Here is a 20,151-nt window from a genome sequence, read left to right on the forward strand (position 1 = left end):
CCCCGGACGGCGTACGGCGGCGCGCGGGCATCGGCAGCCGCGGCCGATCACACCGTCCGGTTCTCGCCAGCCGGCGCGTTGACCTTCTGGTCGTGACGCCGCTCGACCGGAGCGGCCGCGACGCCACCGAGAGGGAGGGGTACCAGGTCCGGGTCCGGTTCCCGGACCGCCGGCGTATCGGTCCCCGCTGCCCCGGCGAACCGCCGCAGCCGCACCATCCCGACCACCCCGACGGCGGCCATCGCCAGCGGGATCGCGAACGCGTAGCGGTGGGCCGCCGCCTGGCCCGCGCCCGCGGCGAGCAGCCCGTCGATCGCCAGGCCGGCCCCGAGCTGCGACACGACCGCGAACGTGAACCCGCCCATGTTGGCGAGCCCACTGGCCACGCCCGCACGGTGTTCCGGGCTGGCCGAGCGCGCCAGGTCGAAGGCCAGCATGCTGACGCCCCCACCGACGCCGAGTGCGATCAGCGGTGGCAGCAACGTCGCGGCCGTCTCTCCCGCAGGCAGGGCCACGAGCGCCACTGCCCCGGCGACGGCGAGCGCACCTGCACCGAGCACGAGGCGGCCGCGCACGTGCGGCCGGTGCGACGCCAGCCGTCCCGCGGCCGTGCTGCTCACGACGAATCCGAGCACGACGGCCATGACCAGCCCGGCCGCGGCACCACCGGACAGGCCGTGCACGGCGACGAGGTACGGCTGGCCGAGCACCGCCGTGAACGAGACGAACGAGCCCATCAGGACGAAGTGGGTCAGCAGTGCGTGCCGCACCCCGGGCGAACGCCAGGTCAGGCGCAACGTGTCCCGCAACCGCTCGGATACGGGAGCCGCCGTACCCTCCGGCGCCGCACTGCCCGCGCTTCCGCCGGCCGGCGCTGCGGTGTCAGGGACGACGCGGGGCTGCGGTGATTCCCGCAGGGCGACGGCTGTCGCGGTCAGCACGACGACCGTGACGACGCTGGCGATGAGGAACGCCCCCGTCCAGCCCTCCGCATCGAGCAGCGAAGCCAGTGGCGAGGTCGCGATGATCTGGCCGAGCCCGCCGATCATGCCGGTGAGGGCGGAGACGAACGCGTAGCGGTGGCCCGGGAACCAGTTGCGCGTGATCCGCAGGACGCTGACGAACATGCACGCGTCGCCCGCGCCGATCAGCGCGCGGCCCGCCATCGCCGCGGGATACGCCGTCGCCAGGGCGAACACCACCGACCCCGCGGCCATCAGCGCGGTACCGCCGAGCAACAGGGCCCGCGGTCCGTACCGATCGTTGCCGACGCCGACGGGCACCTGCAGGAGCGCGTACAGCGTCAGCTGCACCACCGAGAACGCGGCGAGGCCGGTCGCGTCGATGTCGAACCGCTCCTGCGCGGTCAGCCCCGCGACCGACAGGCTCATCCGGTGGAACATCGCCGTCAGGTAGCAGAGCGCGCCGAGCGCCCACATCGCCCACGGCACGAACGCACCCGGCGATCCCGCCCGCGACGCGGGTGCCTCCCGCGGCACCGCGACGCCCGATGCCGCGACGCCCGACGCGGCCCGCCCCGCCGCGGCCCGCACCGACGCACTCTTCTGCGGCGTTTTCCTCTGCAGCGTTTTCCTGTGCGGCGTCACAGCGGGACGCGACCCGAGTAAGCGCACACCCACCCCCTCGTTCGACAGTCCCGAGCGCATGAACATTACACGTACATAACTTGTATCTATGTTGCACTCAACGATCCGACTAGACTGCGGAACATGTCAACGAGCGACCGGTCACACCCGCCCGCACCGGCCACCGACTCGCCCGCGACCGGCGGGGAACCGGACCCGCGACGTCCCGACGAACCGTCACCGCCGCGCCCGGCGGGCGAGCGGGTGTACGACTGGGTGAAGGAGCGCATCCTCGACGGCCGGCTGCCCGGTGGCGAACTGCTCAGTGAGGGAGACGCCGCGACGGCGCTGAACCTGTCCCGCACGCCGGTGCGCGAAGCGTTCCTGCGACTCGAGGTCGAAGGACTGCTGCGGCTGTATCCGAAGCGCGGCGCCCTCGTCGTCCCCGTGTCGCCGAACGAGGTGGACGAGGTCACCGAGGCGCGCATCCTGCTGGAGAGCCACGCCGCGGAGCGCGTGATCGACCGCGGCGACGCCGCCGAGGTCGCCGCCCGCATGCGGACCGTGCTCGACCGGCAGCGCGAGCTCGACGTGCCGGACGACCGGGCCCGATTCTCGGCGCTGGACCGCGAGTTCCACGCGACGCTCGTCGACGCGGCCGGCAACGGCCTGATCTCGCACTTCTACTCCGGACTGCACGACCGGCAGGTGCGCATGGCCACGTCGGCACTGCGCCGCGTGCCGGACCGGCGGCAAGAGATCCTCGCCGAGCACGACCGCCTCTGCGGCCTGCTCGAAGGAGGGGACGCGGCCGGCTTCCGCAGCACGCTCACCGCGCACATCAGCGGCACCCACGGCGCCCTGCTCGACAGCTGACAGCTCACAACTCACAGCTGACAGCTCACAACTCACAGCTCACGGCTCACGGCTCACGGCTCACGGCTCACGGCTCACGGCTCACGGCTCACGGCGGCACCGTCGCCGGCGACCACCCGGCGACCGGCGGCGGCCTCCTCGTAATCTGGGTCCCGTGCGCTTCGTTCTCGCCTCCGCCTCGCCCGCCCGCCTCGCCGTACTGCGCGCCGCAGGAGTCGAGCCCGACGTGATCGTCTCCGGGGTCGACGAGGACGCCGTGATGGCGGAACTCACCGATCCGACGCCCGCCGAGACGGTGACGGCCTTGGCCGCGGCCAAGGCCCGCGCGGTGGCCGCCGACCTCGACGTCCGCGGAGGCTCCGACGACGATATGGCCGACGGGGACGCCGTCGTGGTGGGCTGCGACTCGATGCTGTCGATCGGCGACGCCCTGGTCGGCAAGCCGCACACGGCCGAGGTCGCGCGCAAACGTTGGACGGACATGGCGGGCGGCACGGGTGAGCTGCTGACCGGGCACTCGGTGCTGCGCCTCTCGGGCGGCACGGTCACGGCCGAGGCGAGCGGCACGTGCACCACCACGGTGCGGTTCGCCGAGCCCGCCCAGCACGAGCTCGACGCCTACATCGCCACCGGTGAGCCGCTGCAGGTCGCGGGGGCGTTCACGCTCGACGCACTCGGTGGCTGGTTCGTGGAGGGCATCGACGGCGATCCGTCCAGCGTCATCGGCATCAGCCTGCCGTTGACCCGCCGGCTGCTCGGCGAGGCCGGTGTCAGTGTCGTCGACCTCTGGAACCGCTGACCGACGCCCCGCGTCGAAGTCCGGAGTGGACCTCGCCACCGGAGACGACCCGAGGGCGGCTACGGTGGTCACCCGTTCAGGGGCTGCCCGACTCAGCCAATGTGGACACACTGGACACCATTCCCGCGTGGACAGGCCAACCTTCGAACATGAACAACATTCCACTCTGAACTGTCTTCATTCGACAGTGGGACACCGTCAGTGGGAGCAGTGAAAACCGAGTGTGACAACGTGTCACTCGTTCATGTTCCCCCATGTCTCGATCGCATGGCTACCCTTGCGACCAGCGACGAATCGGTTCGATGATCTTGGAGCCGGGTCGACGACAGCCCGACGACCCGACAACTCAAGCACCCCGATTCCTAGGGAGACTGGAAATTGCGTAAGACCCTGGCCCGTACCACTGCCGCTACCGCCATCGCTCTGGGCGCCCTGACCGCCACCGCGGGTGTCGCATCCGCCGGCACGGTCGACGTTCCCGAGGTTCCGTCCAACCCGACCGGCGCCGACTACGTCAACGCCTGGAACGAGTCCGGTGCTCACCTGGGCGGCGGCGCCGCAGGCCTGGTCAGCTCCGCCTGGGCCGGCGCCATCCCGTCGATCCTGGGCGCCTGAGACCGAGCTCGCATAGCGGAGCTCAGTACAACAGCGGAGCTCCATACAACCGCGGCGCTCGATACCGCGTAGCCGCGAAATCCCCGGGGTGGCCGGACCACCCCGGGGATTTCGCGTGTCCGGGACCGGCAACGCGGTGTAGGGCACGTCTTCGAGCAGGCCCGGTGCCGAGCTGTGGTCTCGTCAACAGCGCATCGGCGGTGTGCCGGGGTAATGTCGCACGCGTCCCCGCCAACGGCTCGTGCGAGCCCGGCCGTTCGAAGGAGCTCCGTGGATCAGCAGGAATTCGCCGGCAAGGTCGCCTTCGTCACGGGTGCGGCGCAGGGTATCGGCGCCGCAGTGGCCAGGGCGCTGCGGGACGCGGGTGCCACCGTGGTCGCCACCGATCGCTCCCCCGGTGTCGTCGAGACCTACGCGGGCGAACCCGGGATCACGGGGCTGCCCTGCGACGTGACCGACTCGGCACAGGTCGACGACACCGTCGCGAAGGCCGAGGAGACCGTCGGCGCCATCGACGTGCTGGCCAACGTCGCGGGCGTCCTCGTCAAGGGATCCGTCGCGTCCTATTCGGACGAGGACTGGGAGTTCACGTTCGGGGTCAACACCACGGGCGTGTTCCACGTGTCGCGGGCCGTGAGCGCGCGGATGATCGAACGGGAACGCGGCTGCATCGTCACGGTGTCGTCGAATGCAGGTGGCGTGCCGCGACGGGGCATGGCGGCGTACGCCGCGTCGAAAGCGGCCACGACGATGTTCACCAAGTCGCTGGGCCTCGAGCTCGCCGACCACGGCATCCGCTGCAATGTCGTCTGCCCAGGGTCGACCGACACTCCCATGCAGCGCGCGATGTGGGAGTACGACGGCCGCGGCCCGGATCCCGTACTCAAGGGCGATCCGGAGAACTACCGGGTCGGCATTCCGCTGCGGCGCATCGCCGATCCGGAGGACGTCGCCGACGCCGTCCTCTACCTCGCCTCGGACCGGGCCCGGCAGGTGACCATGCAGGAGCTCTACGTCGACGGCGGTGCCACCCTCCGCTGACCCCACCCGCGGTGTCGCTCCCACTCCTCGCCCGGCCACCGCCCTCTCATGGGCCCGCTACCGCGCTCATCGGCCCGCTACCGCGCGACGGTGATTCCGGGCCCGTGTGCGGATTCCAGGGCCCGTGTTGCGTTCTCCAGGGGCCGTGTTGCGTTCTACGGGGCCGTGTGCTGCTCCCGCCCGTAGCCCGGCCACCACTCCTCATCGACGCCAGCACGCGCCGGTGTTTCCTGGGGCCCGTGTTACACGCGCAGCCCCACCGATGCGCCACTCGGGCCGTCGAACCGGGCGGTTAGCGGGACGGCGCCGTCTTGGGTAGTCGGAGCGCACCGGCGAGGGCCAGCACGCACAGCCCCAGCACGCACCAGAACGCCTCGCTGAACGACGCGGCGACATCGCCCGTCGCGGTGAGCCGCAGCTCCAGCAACACCGCCAGCCCCGCGGTGCCGATCGCCCCGCCGACGTAGTTGACGAGACTCAGCACACTCGACGCCCGTGGCAGCCATTCGGGGTCGACTCCCGTGTAGACGATCGTCATCACGGGTGAGGCGATCATGCTGGTGCCGAGACCGCGGACGAGCAGCGCCGCGACCAGCCAGCCGTCGGAGAGGGCGGCGAGCTGGGTCAGCGGCACCGTCGCCGCGATGATCAGGGCGAACCCGGTCACCACGATGGTGCGCGGCGCCACCCGGTCGATCAGCGGCTTGACCACCAGCAATGACCCCAGTACCGCACCGGCGCCCTGCGGGGCGAGCATCAGCCCCGCGTCCCATGCCGACAGTCCGCGCCCCGACTGCAGGTACATCGGCAGCAGGAACATCGTGCCGAACACCGACGCCGCAGCCACGAACAGTGCCAGCACCGCGGCGCCCAACGGCGGGGTACGGAACAACCGGGGATCCACCAGGGGCACCCGGTCCGCGCGGAGCGCGTGCGCCAGGAATGCGGCCAGCAGCGCCGCACCGACGACCAACGCCGTCACGGCGATCGGGGTGTTGCGGCCGGCGGAACCGATGTCGGTGAGGCCGAACAGCACCGCGGCCAGTCCCGGCGAGAGCAGCATGGCCCCGCGCAGATCGAACCGCGACGCCCGGTCCGCGGCGGGCACGTGCGGCACCAGCCACGCGGCCAGCAGCATCGCGATCAGACCGACCGGGAGGTTCACGAGGAACAGCCACGGCCAGTCCGCCACCTCCAGCAGCGTGCCGCCTGCCAGCGGGCCGAGCACGGGCGCCAGCATCGGCACCACACCGACGATGCTCATGATCCGGCCGGTGCGGCTCTTGCCGGCCACGCGCGCCAGCAGCGCCTGCCCCGTCGGGGGCAGCAACCCGCCGCCGAGGCCCTGCAGCACGCGGAACGCCGCCAGCGACGCGGTCGACCACGCCAGCGCGCACGCCAGCGACCCGACCAGGAACACCGCCACTGCGGCCAGCCACACGCGGCGCGCACCGAACCGTTCCGCCAGCCACCCCGATGTGGGCGCCGCCGCGACCACGGCGAGCAGATACGCGGTGCTCGCCCACTGCACCTCGGTCACACTCGCGCCGAACTCGACACTCAGCACCGGCAACCCGACATTGACGATCGTCGAGTCCAGCGACGCCATGAACGTGCCCAGCACCAGCACGAGCGACATCGCCAGCAGCCGGCCGCCGATGCGGTCGGACACCTCCGGCGCGGCGGGACCGTCGCTGCCGGTCTGCGCGGTCACTCCGGACCCGCCCGCAGGGACCGCCTCGCGAGCCGCACCGCCGCCTCGGCGCCGGCCGGGGCTTCGGCCGCGGCACCGTCACCGGTGAGCAGGTCCGGCAGCGCCCGCAGCACCTGTTCGAATGCGGCGGCGAGGGTTCCCGCCGACTCGGCCACCATGCCCGGCCGGCACGCGACGATGCCGCGCCAGCCGGCGCCCTCCGGCATCACGGTGACCGTCACGGGGTGGTGGGTGAACTCGCGGAACCGCATACCCGTGAGCCGCAGGCCGGGTGCGGGTTCGGCCAGCCGGTCCGGGTCGACCGGGTAGTTCTCGAACACCAACAGGCTGTCGAAGAGCCGTTTCACTCCCACCGACCGTTCGAGTGCGGGCAGCGACACCGTGTGGTGTTCGGCCATCGCCTGCTGCCGATCCTGCAGGTCGCGCAGCACGCCGTCGAGCGAGCCGGTGAGGTTCGCGCGCACCGGCACGGTGTTCGCCAGCAGGCCGATGATCTCCTCGACACCGTCCACCTCGGGCGGCCTGCCGGACACCATCGTTCCGAAGTGCACGTCCTTGCGCCCGCTTCGCGCCGTCAGCACGGCCGCCCACGCGCCCTGGACCAGGGTCGCCGGCGTGATTCCGCGAGCGGCTGCCGTCGCCGCCAGATCGCGCACCAACTGCGGTTCGAGGTCGAACGTGACCGGTTCCGGCATCGCTGCCGCCGCCGCGGCAGCCACGTCCCCGGCGGCCTCACCGGAGGCCGGGGTGTCGGGCAGCGCCCTGTCGTACCGGTCCACCGACGCGAGCTCGCCCGCCCATGCTGCGACGTCGGCGGCGCGGTCGCGTTCGGACAGCCACCGCAGGTACCGCGTGAACGGCACCGGTTCCGACTGCTCGACCGTCTCCGGGCCCGCGGTCCGCGCGGTGTAGGCGGTGAAGATCTCCCCGAGCATGCGAGGGGCCGACCAGCCGTCCGACAGCACGTGATGCGTGGTCAGGACGAGTTCGACCAGGTCGGCGGCCCGGCGGACGACGGTCAGCCGCACCGCCGACCCCTCGGCCAGGTCGAACGGTTCCGCCAGGTCCGCGGCCAGCACCCGTTCGACCGCGGCGTCGACGTCGGCCTCGGTCGAGGAGTCGACATAGCGGCGATCCGGTGCCGCGTCGGCGGACAGGACCGCGACGTCGAGCCCCGGCGGGAACGCGGCGCCGAGGTTCGGATGCCGCCGCAGCAGGTCGCAGGCCGCGGCGTGGAGCGCGTCGACATCGACTCGACCGGTCAGCGAGAACGCCGCCTGCACCGTGTACGGATCGCGCTCGCCCGTGGGCACCCGCCGTGAGTGCTGCAGCATCAGTTCCTGCAACGGGCTCAGCGGCAGCACGTCGGCCACGCGGTACCGCCGCTCGAGAGCCTCCACATCGGACTGGGTGAGGGAGACGAGCTCGAAGTCGGACGGCGTGCGGCCCCCGCCCGCCCGCGCGTCCTCATCTGCGGCCAACGCGGTGAGCTCCTCCCGGAACGTCTCCACCAGCCCGGCGACGTCGGCATCGGTCAGCACGGCCCGTGGCCAGCTCACCCGCACGTGCAGCTCCTGGCCGTCATCGCCGCCGGTGGTCATCGCGTTGAACAGCAGACTGTGTGGCATGGGGATCGTGTCGCCGCCGGAACCGAACGGCGCCGACCCCGGCGGCACCTGCCACGCGCGCTCACTCTCGGGCGGCGACGTGAACTGGCCGAGGTAGTTCCAGCTGACGTCCGGCCGCACCGGGCTCACCTGCCCTGCCGCGGCGAGAATTCCGTGGCCGAGACCGTCGCCCTGGGCGCGGAGCTGTTCCTTGACGGCCTTCAGCTGCGCGGCGGGATCATCCTCCGGCAGCGTGATCCGCGCCGGGTGGACGGCGGTGAACCAGCCGACCGTGCGCGACAGGTCGAACTCCCCGGCCGGGTCCGGCGCGTGCCTGCCGTGCCCTTCCAAGGCGACGTACAGGTCCGGTTCGCGGTCCCGCCATCGGGCGATCGCCCTGGTGAGCGCGGTCAGCAGGACGGTGTCGGGCGTCGCGTGGTAGGCGGCGGGCAGACTGGTCAGCAGGGTCCTGCTCGTCTCGGGGTCCAGTGAGAACTCGTGGTGCACGGCCGTGGCGGCAGTGTCCCGCACCGGGTCGAACCGGGCGCGGGTGAGCCGTTTCTGCGGGTTCCGCCCGACGCCGCGCCAGTGCGGCAGTTCGCCCGACCTCGCCTCGGCGGCCGAGTCCAGTGCACGTGCCCAGCCCAGGAACGGCGTCGGCTTGACGAGCTCCCTGCCGTCGTGGGCGTCGGCGAGGTCGTCGAGGATGACCCGCCACGACACGCCGTCGACGAGCAGGTGGTGTGCCACGATCACGAGCCTGCCCAGCTCGGCGGGGCCACGATCGACCCACAGCACCCGCACCAGCGGTGGGTGGTCGACGTCGAACTGCTCCCGCACGTCGGCGATCCAGCCGTCCACGAGACCGCGCACGTCTCCGGTGGCGGTGACGCGGGTGAGCACGTCCGCCGAGGTGACGGCGTCCGGTTCGGGAATCCGCAGCACCCGGTTCCCCGGCACCGTGCCGTCGACTTCCGCTGCGAGGTGTGCCCGCAGCACGTCGTGGGTCCGCAGCAGCGCGTCCACCGTTCGCGACCACGTGGCGATGTCGCCGCCCGCTGGCACGCAGATCTCGGTCCACTGGCAGAAATCGCCCGGCTCGGGTGCGCGGTCGAGCAGGTCGCGCATGACCGGCGTCAACGGGGCATCCCCTGTGGACGGTCCGGTGCCGGCGCCGTCCACGGCGGCGTTGCAGCGCGCGGCGATGCCCGCGACGGTCCCGCCGTCGAGCACGTCCCGCGGCCCGAGCCGCAGGCCCTGCCTGCGCGCGCGGGACACGACCTGCAGCGAGACGATGCTGTCACCGCCGACCTCGAGGAAGTGGTCGTCGAGGCGGATGTCGCCCGCGCCCAGCACGTCCCGGACGATGCCCAGCAGGACCTCCTCGGCGTGGGTCGACGGTTCCCGTCCCGCGCCTCCGCCGGCGTGGTCGGGTGCGGGCAATGCGTGCTCGTCGAGCTTCCCGCCCGGCGTGAGCGGCAACCGGTCGAGCCGCACGAACGCGGCCGGAACCATGTAGTCGGGCAGCTCGCCGAGCAGGTCCTCCCGCAGCCGCAGCGGATCGAACTCCGCACCCTCTGCGGGGATCACGTACCCGACGAGCTGCCTGCCGCCGCGCACGACGACGGCGCATCCGCGCACGTCGGGGTGCCGCGTCAGCGCCGTCTCGATCTCGGCGAGCTCGATCCGGAATCCGCGCACCTTGACCTGCCGGTCCGCGCGGCCGAGGAACACCAGTTGCCCGTCGGGGCGCCAGTACACGACGTCACCGGTGCGGTACATCCGCGATCCCGGTTCGCCGTGCGGATCGGCCACGAACGCCTGCGACGTCTGTCCCGGCCTGCCGAGATAACCGCGGGCGAGCTTCGGCCCCGCCAGGTACAGCTCGCCGGGCACGCCGGTGCCGACGGGCTGCAGGCCGTCGTCGAGCACGTAGGCACGCACGTTAGGGTCGGGCCGTCCGATGGGGACGGCGCCGGTCTCGCCCGGTTCGTAGTGCCAGGTGACCGAGTTGATGGTGACCTCGGTCGGCCCGTAGGCGTTGAACAGCGCGCGCCTGCCCTTGCCCCAGCGGTCGGCGAGTTCCGGGTCGAGGCGTTCGGCGCCGACCACGAAGAAGACGTCGTCGGGCACCGTGCGGTCCTCGGGCACGGCCGACAGGAACGACGGCAGCAGGTTGACGCCGGTCAGCCGGTGCTCGGCGATGTAGTCGAGCAGCTCGTCGCCGGGCACGCGCACCTCCTCCGGCGCGACGACGAGAGTTCCGCCGGAGGCCAGCGGCACCATCGTCTGCCAGAACGCGACGTCGAAGCTGGTCGAGGCGAAGTGCAGGTAGCGGTCGCGTTCGGTGACCCCGACGACCTCCTCCTGCAGCGCGATCAGATCCGGGATGCCGCGGTGAGTCACGGCCACACCCTTGGGCTTACCCGTCGTGCCGGACGTGTAGATGATGTAGGCCAGCGAGTCCGGCGTCAGCGACGCGCGGGCGCCCGCCGGGTCGTCGTCGCGGCCGGCGGTCTGCGCGTTCGGGGTGTCCATGCGCACCACGACGCCGTCACCGGGGACCTCCCCGCCGAGCTTGGCCAGCGCGTCGGCGTCGGTGACGAACGCGGCCGGCCGCGCATCGCCGATCATGTAGGCCAACCGGTCGCTCGGGTAGTCCGGGTCGAGGGGCAGGTACACCGCACCCGCCTTGAGGATCCCCAGCAGCGCGACGATCATCTCGACGTCCCGGCCCAGCAGCATGCCGACGGGCGTCTCCGGCCCCGCTCCCGCCTCCAGCAGGCGGTGGGCGAGGCGGTTGGCCTGCCGGTCCAGTTCGGCGTAGGTCAGGCTGCGGTCGCGGCACACAAGCGCCTCGGCGTCGGGGGTGCGGGCCACCCACGAGGCGAACGTCTCCAGCACCCCGTCGCGCGGTGTCGCGGGGTGGTGTGACGTGCCCCGGTGCAGCACCGCGGCCGTTTCGCCGGCGTCGAGCATCGGCAGCCTGCCGACTGGCCGGTCGGGTGCGGCGACCAGTTCGGTCAGCAGCGTGTGCAGCCACCGGGAGTACCCGCGCACGGTGTCGGCGGGCAGCGCGTGCGGCTGGTAGCTGAGCACGAGCCGCAGCGGATCGCCGGGCAGCGCGATGACGGTGAGCGGATAGTGCGTCGCGTCGGTGATGTCGACGTCGGCCAGCGCGACGGACTCGTCAACGGCGAGGCCCGCGCCGTTGAACGGGAAGTTCTCCATCACCAGCATCGTGTCGAACAGTTCGCCCACGCCGACTGCGCGCTGGATGTCGGGCAGGCCGAGATGGTGGTGCTCGGCGAGCGCGACGGACTCGTCGTGGACGGTCTCCAGCAGCTCGGCCGCCCGCTGGTCCGGGCGGTAGCGCACCCGCACGGGAATCGTGTTGCCGAGCTGGCCGATCATCGATTCGACGCCGTCCACCTCGGCGGGCCTGCCCGACACCGGGCAGCCGAACACGACGTCGCGCCTGCGGGTCAGTCTCCCGAGCAGCAGTCCCCACGCCGTCTGCAGCACGGTGGCGACGGTGACGCCGCGGTCCCGGGCGAAGGCGCTCAGCCGCCTGCTGAACTCCTCCCCCAGATCGAGCGTGACGTGCTGCGGCCGAGCGGTCTCCCGCCGCGCGGTGGCGGGAGCCAGCAGGGTCGCCTCGTCCACACCGGACAGCGCGTCGCGCCATGCGTCGAGCGCGGCGTTGCGGTCCCTGCTCGCCAGCCAGTGGTGGTAGTCCTGCAGCGACGCCGACGGCGCGACGGCAGGTCCGCCGCCGAGTTCGCGGTACAGGCCAAGCAGGGTCCGCCCGGTGAGCGGCATCGACCAGCCGTCGAGCAGCGCGTGGTGGTTGGTGAGCACGAGCCGGTGCTCGGCCGGGCCGAACCGGAAGAGGCGGAACCGGATCAGCGGCGGCACCTCGGGGTCGAACGGGCGCGCCAGCTCCTCGCGGCACCGCTCGGCGAACAGCGCCTCCACATCGCCGTCGCCTGAGTCCACTGTGGACATGTCGACGTGCTGCCAGTCCAGGTCGACCTCGGCGGGCACGACCTGCACGACCTCACCCGCCGAGGTCGTGGCGAGGTGCGTGCGCAGGGCGGGCTGCCTGCGCAGCAGTTCCGCCGCGGCGTCGGCGAGCCGCTGCCGGTCCAGCTCTCCGGTGAGGGTGAGCACGGCCTGCACGACGTAGACGTCCGCGTCGGTGTCGCCCGCGGCCATCGTGTGGAACGAGAGCCCGGCCTGCAACGCCGTCGCGGGCAGCACGTCCGACACGGGACGCGCCTGTTCGAGCGCGTCGATGTCGGCCTGGGTCAGCGACACGAGCGGCAGGTCGGACGGCGTGAGCCCACCACCGTGGGGGCCGATGCGTTCGGCGTGGGCGGCGAGCGCATCGAGCGCCTCGGTCCAGGCCCGCTGCAGTTCGGCGAGGAGGTCGGCGTCGACGAGCCTGCCCGCGGCGGTCCATTCGACGGCGAGCCGCGGGCCGCCGTCACCGTCGGCAGCGCCACCGTCGGCAGCGTCACCGTCGGGGGCGTGCTCGTGGACGAAACAGTTCAGCGCGAGGACCTGCTCGAGCGCCTTGTCCTCGGGCTCGAGGACGCCGAAGGCCTCGCGTTCGGGCAGGCGCCAGTCGCCGCCGTCGGGTGCGGCGAACCTGCCGAGGTAGTTGAGCAGGACCTCCGGTGGTTCCGGGGCGAGTTCGGCGCCGTCGTCGAGGTGGCGCAGGATGCCGTAGCCGAGGCCGCCGCCGGGCACGGCGCGGCGAGCCTCCTTGACCGCGCGCAACAGTCGTCCGGCGGCTTCGCCGCCTGCTAGGGCATCGCGCAGTTCCGCGCCGGTCCGCAGTGTCTCGACGGGAACGCGCACCGGGAACTCGCCGGTGAACCAGCCGACTGTGCGCGAGAGGTCCGCCCCGGGAGCGAGCGGTTCGCGGCCGTGGCTCTCGACCGTGATCCCGAACGCGTCGCGGCGCGGACGCGCCTGCGCGCCCGCCGACCGCACGACCCGCAGCGCCAGGGCCAGTGCCGCGAGCAGCACCTCGTCGGTTCCGGTGCGGTACGCCGCGGGCAGCGCCGTCAACGCGGCGGCCGACGACCGTGCACTGAGGACGGTGACGTCACGGCGGGCCGTCGCGGCCGTGTCCTGTGCGGGATCGAGTTCAGACAGGCCGAGCGGCCGGATCTCCGGATCGGCCGCGTCGCGCCAGTGGTCCAGTTCGCCGCGGCGCTCTCCCGAGCCACCCTGTTCGGCCAGCGCCAGCGCATGCGCACGCCACGACGTTCCCACGGGGGCCAGCGCGTCGCCGCGGCAGGCGGCCCGCAGGTCCGGCAGCAACACTCGCCAGGACACACCGTCCATGACGAGGTGATGGGCGACGATCACGAGCCGGTCGTCGCCGACGAGGGCCAGCCGCAGTACGTCGCCGGCGACCGGGTCCAGCTCGGCCGCGAGGCGTTCGGCCACGTCGGCCGGATCGGCGCCGGCCGGTTCGGCCGACACCATGCCCTCGGCGGAGACATCCGTGACGGGCCGTACCTCGAGTTCCCGGCGGCCGGTCAACCGCAGCCGCAGCGCGGCGTGCGTGTCCAGGACGACACCGAGGCCGGTGACCACGCTCGAGGGTGCCAGCGGCGCGGCAGTCGTGACGACCGTCCACTGCGCGTAGCCCGCGAAGGCGGCCGGGTCGGGATGCGGGTCGAGCAGGCCGCGGGCGATCGGCGGTGCGGGCAGCGTGCCGACCGGTTCATCGGGGATGGCGGGCGCGGCCTCGTCGCCGGAGGCCGACATGCGCGTCGCCAGCGAGGCGAGGTCGCGCCGGGCCAGCAGGTCGCGCGGGCGCAGCTCGAACCCGTGGCCGCGGAGGCGGCTGCTGACGCTGATCGCGCTGATGCTGTCGCCGCCGAGGCCGAAGAAGTCGTCGTCCGGGCTCACGTCGTCGGCCGCCAGGTCGAACACCTCGGCGACGACGGCGCACAGCAACCGTTCGCGTTCGGTCGACGCCGACCTGCCCGACGTCGCGACGCGCGGCGCGGGCAGGGCGGCACGGTCGACCTTGCCGCCCACGGTGAGCGGCAGCTCGTCGAGCACGACGACGGCCGACGGCACCAGGTGGTCCGGCAGCCGCTCGGCGAGGCCGTCGCGGATCCCGTCGGGGGTCGGGGCCGCGCCGCGTTCGGGCACGACGTACCCGACGAGCCGCGGCGTCGTCGTGTCGCGGCGGACCATCGCGGCGGCGCCGCTCACCCCGGGCAGTGCGCCGAGTTCCGCCTCGACCTCGCCGACCTCGACCCGGTGGCCGCGGATCTTCACCTGGCCGTCGGCGCGGCCCAGATAGTCGAAGCCGCACTCGGGGGTCCACCGGGCGAGGTCGCCGGTGCGGTACATCCGGCCGCCTGCGGGCCCGTACGGATCGGCCACGAAGCGTTCAGCGGTTCCTGCGAACCGACCGAGGTAGCCGCGCGCGAGCTGCGACCCCGCGAGGTACAGCTCCCCCACCGCGCCCGGTGCGACCGGCTGCAGGGCGTTGTCCAGCAGGTACGCGCGCATCCCCGCCAAGGGTTTACCGATCACCGGGGTGTCGCCGACGATGTCGGCGTAGGCCGCGTCGACGGTCGCCTCGGTGGGGCCGTAGATGTTCCGTCCGGCCACATCGGATTCGGCGATGCGCCGCCACAGCGCGGGCGGTGTCGCCTCACCGCCGAGCACGAGCAGCGACGGCCGGTGCGCGCCGGTGAGCAGGCCGGCGTCGAGCAGCGGTGCGGCGAGCGACGGCGTGGTGTCGACGACGTCGATCACGTCGCGTTCGCAGGCGGCCAGCAGCGCGTCGGCGTCCTTGGTGACGTGGGTGTCGTAGAGGTGCAGTTCGTGCCCGCACAGCAGCCACAGCAGCTGGTCGAGGGCGGAGTCGAACGCGAACGAGTACGTGTGCGCGACGCGCAGCCTGCGGCCGGCCCTGCGTTGGGTGTCGGCCACGACGGTCGCGCGCTGATGGTGCAGCAGCGCGCGCAGGCCGGCCGAGGGCACGAGCACCCCCTTGGGCGTTCCGGTCGAGCCGGACGTGTAGATGACGTAGGCGAGGTCGTCGGGCCTGCGTTCGCGGGCGAGTTCGCCGGACGACAGTGGACGGTCGTCGCAACCGGACGCGTCCGCGACCGCCAGGGTGGGCACGGCGCCGAGGTCACGGCCGAGCGCGGGGTCGGTGATCGCCAGCGCGGGCCGCGCGTCGTCGCACAGCAGACGCAGGCGCTCGTCGGGGTGGTCGAGGTCGAGCGGCAGGAACCCCGCCCCCGCGTCGAGCACGGCCAGCAGCGCCACGACGAGGTCGGCCGACCGCGGCAGGGCGACCGCCACCACGTCGTCGGGACCCGCGCCGCGCGCCCGCAACGCACGCGCGAGTCGGTGCACCCTGCCTGCCAGCTCGGCGTAGGTGACCCGTTCGCCGCCGCAGACCAGCGCCGTCTCGCCGCCGCGGGACGTCGCCAGCGCAGCCAGGACGTCCGGCACCGCAGCCGGTTCTCCCGGGATCGCGGCCGGTGTCCAGGCCTCGAGCACCGCGGCGCGGGTCTCGCCGGGCAGCAGCGAGACGCGTCCCGCCGTGCCCTCCGCCGTCCCATCCGGATCGGCGGACAGCTGCCGGACGATCGACCGTACCGCGTCGAGCCGTGCATCCACATCGGACTGCGTGTGAGTGCGGGCGTCCACTTCGAAGCCGAGCAACAACCCACCGCCGCGACTCGGCAGCACGCTCAGCCCCATGTCCTCCGGCGGTCCGCCCGCGACGTTGCGCATCACGCCCTGCGAACCGGCGAAATCCAGGGTCAGGTCGAACGCCTTCAGGTTCACGCCGGCCCCGTGCAGGATCGCCCCCGCCCCCGGAGCCGCCAGGTCGCGCGGCAGGTTCTCCCCGCGGTAGCGCTGGTGGGCACGCAGTTCGGCCATCGCCTCGGCCACGCGCCGCGCGACGACTCCGAGGGTGTCGCCGCCTCGCACCTCCAGCCGCAACGGCAGCACGTTCACCGCCATGCTCGGCGTGCGCAGTTCCGCCCCGCTGGTGCGGCACATCAGCGGCAGCGCGAACACCACATCGGTGCGGCCTAGCGCGCGGTGCAGGAACACGGCGTAGCAGGCCAGGAGGGCGTCGCCCCACGTGACGCCCTCCCGGTCCGCACACGCGCGCAGCTCTGCCATGTCCTCGGCAGGCAGCTCCGCGCTCGCCGACACGGTGTCCGCGAGGCCCGAACCGGGAGCGGTCCACTCGGGAAGGTCCGGCAACGGCGTCATCCGGTCGACCCAGTACGCGCGGTCGGCCTCGGGCCGTTCGCTCGCCAGGTAGTCACGGTCGGCGGCGACGACATCGGCGAACGGGCTGAACGGGCATTTCGGCGGCTCCTCGCCCCGCACCAGCGCCGTGTACCGGGCGGCGGTGCGCCGGGCCAGCATCGCCGCGCTGTACCCGTCGAACACGAGGTGGTGCCCCAGCTGCGTGTACCAGACGTCCGTGGCGGACAGCGTGATGACCGTCTGGGTGTACAGCGGGCGGCCGGTCATGCCACGCGACGATTCGGCAAGCGCGGACCGCTCCGCCGCCACGAGCTCCTCCGCTGCGGCCCGCGGATCGGCCGCACCGCTGACGTCGACCACCCGCGGTGCGGGCACCGGTTCGTCGCTGATCCACTGCCGCGGCCCGTCGGTGGTGTCGGCGAGCCGCAGCCGCAGCGACTCGGCGTCGCCGACGGTGCCGGTCATCGCCTCGGCCAGCAGCGCGACGTCCACCGGGTCCTCACCGCTGAGCTGCACCACGTCACCGACGACGTAGTACGGCGAATCCGGTTCGAGGCGCTGGGCGTTCCAGATGCCCAGCTGCGCACTGGTCAACTCGAACAGCTCGGCGGCAGGTGCCGCGGATTCCGCGTGTTCCGACGGTGACAACACTCGCTCCTCACGAACGCCTTGGGCAGAACCGGCCGGTGCGGCCGGTCGGCGGCTGCGGCTACTCGGGCACGACCATCGGCGTGCCGCTCACCGGGTCGGCGACGATCACGCTCGGCAGGTCGAACACGTCCTTGATCAGTGCCGCGTCGACGACGTCGGCGGCCGTGCCCTCCGCGGCGATCCGGCCGTCCTTCATCGCGACGAGATGATCGGCGTACCGGCACGCCTGGTTGATGTCGTGCAGCACCGCGATCACCGTGCGGCCCTCGTCCCGCAGCCGCGACAGCAGCGCCAGCAGCCGATACTGGTGCGTGATGTCCAAAAAGGACGTCGGTTCGTCGAGCAGCAGGTACGGCGTGTCCTGCGCCAGCACCATCGCCACCCACACGCGCTGGCGCTGCCCGCCCGACAGTTCCGCCACCGGCCGGTCGGCGAAGTCCTCCACCTCTGCGGTGACCATGGCCTCGGCCACCGCCTGCTCGTCGGCCGTGGTCCACAACGCCAGCAGCGACTGGTGCGGATACCGGCCGCGCGCGACGAGCTGGCGCACCGTGATGCCCTCCGGCGCGAGCGGGTCCTGCGGCAGGAACGCCAGTTCGCGTGCGAGGGCCTTCGCCGGGAAGTCCGACACGGAACGCGAATCCAGCGACACCGTGCCCTCACCGGGCTTCAGCAGCCGGACGAACGCCCGCAGCAACGTCGACTTCCCGCAGCCGTTCGGCCCGACGACCGCGGTGAACGCACCGTCGGGGACGTCGAGGCTGAGCCGGGTCGACACGACCCGTTCGCCGTAGCTCAGGGTCACGTCCTGGGCGGACAGTCGAGTGGTCATCTCCGCCTCACCTCCTGGGCGAGCAGCCAGATCAGGTAACCGCCGCCGATCGCCGTCGTGACGACGCCGACGGGCAGGGACACGGGGGCGAGCAGCATCTGCGCGATGATGTCGGCCAGCTGCAGCAGCACCGCGCCGGTCAGCGCGGCGGGCAGCAGCGGAATACCGGGCGCCCTCGCGAGTCGGCGGCCGATCTGCGGTGCGGCCAGTGCCACGAACATGACGGGGCCCGCCACCGCGGTCACGGTCGCCGTGCAGCCGACGCCGACCAGCACCATCAGCAGCCGCTGCCGTTCCAGCGGCACACCGGTCGACACGGCGATCGAGTCGCCCAGCGCCGACTGCTGCAAGGCCGAAGCCCGGAGACCGATGACGACCAACAGCACCGCGATGACGGCCAGCGGCACGATCAGGTCTTCCCAGTCGATGCCGTTGAGCGAGCCCGAGTTCCAGCCGACCGCGGCCATCGCGACCTCGAGTTCCGCGCGCAGCACGAGCCAGTTGTTCAGCGCCGTGACCATGGCGTTGACGGCGATGCCGATGACGACAAGGCGCATGCCGGACAGTCCGTTCGACCGCGACAGCGAGTACACCAGCGCCGCGGTCACCAGCCCGCCGGCGACCGCCCCGAACGCGACGGTGACCGACGTGCCCGCGAACACGGTCATGACCAGCAGCGTGCCGGTGTAGGCACCGGCGTCCAGACCGATGATGTCCGGACTGCCCATCGGGTTGCGCGTCAGATTCTGGAAGATCGCGCCGGCCACACCGAGCGCGGCGCCGAACAGGATCCCGGCCACCACGCGGGGCGCGCGCCACTCGGCGATCACCACGGACGGCTCCAGCCCCGTCAGCGCACCGAACACCTCACCGGGCGTGGCCCAGCTCGTGCCGTACGACAGGCCGACGAAGCCGAGTCCGAGCATCGCCACGACACAGCCGACGACGAGTCCGATCGTGCGCCGTTCCACGAACCACGCGCGGCCGCGCACGGGAACCCGCACCGTCGAGGTGCGCCGGAGCAGCGGCGCCTCCGGTGTCTGCCGGGTGTCCTGCGGCTGGGTGTCCGGCGGCTGCGTGTGTTGCGACTGCGTGTGTTGCCGCGGCGTGTCCGGTCGTTGCATGTCGGTCACAGCGATCCCGCCCCGTATCGCCGGACCACCCAGATCAGCATCGGACCGCCGAGGAAGGCGGTGACGATGGCGACCGGCACTTCGCCGGTGTCCAGCAGCACCCGCGCGATCGTGTCCGCCACGAGCATCAACACCGGCCCCACGACCGCCGACAGGCCGACCAGCCACGGCACCGAACCCACCGTCAACCTGCGCAGCAGGTGCGGCACGATCAGGCCGACGAACAGGATCGGCCCCGCGACCGCGGTCGCCGCGCCCGCCAGCACGGTGATCAGCACCAGCGTCAGCGTGCGGACGCGCGCGACGTTGGCCCCCAGCGTGTGCGCGACCGTGTCGCCGAGCGCGACCGCGTTGAGCGACCGCGCGATCACCAGCGCGCCGACGAGGGCGACGCCGATCGCCACGAGCGGCACCGTGAGGTCCGTCTGCTCCCGTCCTGCCAGCGAGCCGACCGACCAGAACCGGTACTTGTCCAATGTGTCCGGAGACATGAGCCGGATTCCGAGCGACACGCCCATCAGTACCGCGGAGAACGCGACACCCGCGAGCAGCAGCCGCAACGTGGAATGCCTGCCGACGGCGTACACGAGGGCCGTCGCCAGCACCGAGCCCACGACACCGAGGCCGAGCTGCGAGACCGTCGAGCCCGCGAGACCGAGCGCGGCGCCCACGGTGAGCGCGAACCCGGCTCCGTGGGTGACGCCGAGGATGCCCGGTTCGGCGAGCGGGTTCCGCGACAACGTCTGGATCAGCGCGCCGCCGACGGCGAGTGCCGCACCGACGGCGACGCCGAGCAGCGTCCGCGGCAGCCGGATGTCGCGCACGACCAGGTGGTCACCGCTGAGCGGATCGAAGTCCGCCAGCGCCCGCCAGAGCTCGCCGAGCGGCACGGCACGCGAGCCGACGGCGACACTGGCGACGCAGGCGGCGAACAGGGCGACGAGCCCCACGGCGAGGACGACCGGGCGGGCCGTCCTCGCCGTGGGCGGGCTCGCGGGTGGTGCGCTCGTCACGTCC

The 20,151-nt window shown here is 72.6% G+C and carries 10 protein-coding genes; 4 read left to right on the forward strand and 6 right to left on the reverse strand.

Annotated features, from left to right (window positions below; all coding sequences use genetic code 11):
* Window positions 1-47: 47 nt before the first annotated feature.
* Window positions 48-1,553, reverse strand: a complete 1,506-nt coding sequence (locus LY40_RS24955; RefSeq protein ID WP_258938327.1) for an MFS transporter — start codon at window positions 1,551-1,553, stop codon at window positions 48-50.
* A gap of 177 nt (window positions 1,554-1,730) precedes the next feature.
* On the opposite strand from LY40_RS24955, the gene LY40_RS24960 reads away from it, so the two are divergent.
* The 4 genes from LY40_RS24960 to LY40_RS24975 all read left to right on the forward strand — a co-directional run bounded on the left by LY40_RS24960 (window position 1,731) and on the right by LY40_RS24975 (window position 4,917).
* Entirely contained in the window at window positions 1,731-2,462 is a 732-nt protein-coding gene (locus LY40_RS24960) for a GntR family transcriptional regulator (protein WP_258938328.1), read from the forward strand.
* A gap of 154 nt (window positions 2,463-2,616) precedes the next feature.
* Window positions 2,617-3,261, forward strand: coding sequence for a Maf family protein (locus LY40_RS24965; protein ID WP_258938329.1), 645 nt, complete (start codon window positions 2,617-2,619; stop codon window positions 3,259-3,261).
* A gap of 378 nt (window positions 3,262-3,639) precedes the next feature.
* Entirely contained in the window at window positions 3,640-3,876 is a 237-nt protein-coding gene (locus tag LY40_RS24970; RefSeq protein ID WP_258938330.1) for a hypothetical protein, read from the forward strand.
* Window positions 3,877-4,146: 270 nt separating this feature from the next.
* Entirely contained in the window at window positions 4,147-4,917 is a 771-nt protein-coding gene (locus LY40_RS24975; RefSeq protein ID WP_258938331.1) for a 2,3-dihydro-2,3-dihydroxybenzoate dehydrogenase, read from the forward strand.
* Window positions 4,918-5,209: 292 nt separating this feature from the next.
* Here the strand turns inward: LY40_RS24975 and LY40_RS24980 are convergent, their stop codons facing one another.
* The 5 genes from LY40_RS24980 to LY40_RS25000 form a co-directional block, all read right to left on the reverse strand.
* A complete protein-coding gene (locus LY40_RS24980; protein WP_258938361.1) occupies window positions 5,210-6,556 on the reverse strand; it encodes a DHA2 family efflux MFS transporter permease subunit in 1,347 nt (448 codons plus the stop codon).
* Between the two features lie 71 nt (window positions 6,557-6,627).
* Complete coding sequence (locus LY40_RS24985; RefSeq protein ID WP_372497778.1) at window positions 6,628-17,169, reverse strand: non-ribosomal peptide synthetase; 10,542 nt, start codon at window positions 17,167-17,169, stop codon at window positions 6,628-6,630.
* A 58-nt stretch (window positions 17,170-17,227) separates the two neighbouring features.
* Window positions 17,228-18,001 (reverse strand): ABC transporter ATP-binding protein, encoded by a 774-nt coding sequence (locus tag LY40_RS24990; RefSeq protein WP_183779326.1) that lies wholly within the window; start codon window positions 17,999-18,001, stop codon window positions 17,228-17,230.
* Complete coding sequence (locus tag LY40_RS24995; protein WP_372497783.1) at window positions 17,998-18,927, reverse strand: FecCD family ABC transporter permease; 930 nt, start codon at window positions 18,925-18,927, stop codon at window positions 17,998-18,000. Before LY40_RS24995 ends, LY40_RS24990 begins: the two co-directional genes overlap by 4 nt.
* A 203-nt stretch (window positions 18,928-19,130) precedes the next feature.
* On the reverse strand, window positions 19,131-20,147 hold the full coding sequence (locus tag LY40_RS25000; protein ID WP_183779330.1) for a FecCD family ABC transporter permease: 1,017 nt from the start codon (window positions 20,145-20,147) through the stop codon (window positions 19,131-19,133).
* Window positions 20,148-20,151: the final 4 nt, after the last annotated feature.

It is taken from the genome of Prauserella salsuginis (assembly GCF_024648885.1).
Classification (GTDB): Bacteria; Actinomycetota; Actinomycetes; order Mycobacteriales; family Pseudonocardiaceae; genus Prauserella; species Prauserella salsuginis.

Coding starts and splice junctions, on each gene's coding strand:
- LY40_RS24960 (WP_258938328.1), top strand. CDS start 1,731: ATGTCAACGAGCGACCGGTCACACCCGCCCGCACCGGCCACCGACTCG.
- LY40_RS24995 (WP_372497783.1), bottom strand. CDS start 18,927: ATGCTCGGACTCGGCTTCGTCGGCCTGTCGTACGGCACGAGCTGGGCC.
- LY40_RS24990 (WP_183779326.1), bottom strand. CDS start 18,001: ATGACCACTCGACTGTCCGCCCAGGACGTGACCCTGAGCTACGGCGAA.
- LY40_RS24980 (WP_258938361.1), bottom strand. CDS start 6,556: ATGTCGCTCGTGCTGGTGCTGGGCACGTTCATGGCGTCGCTGGACTCG.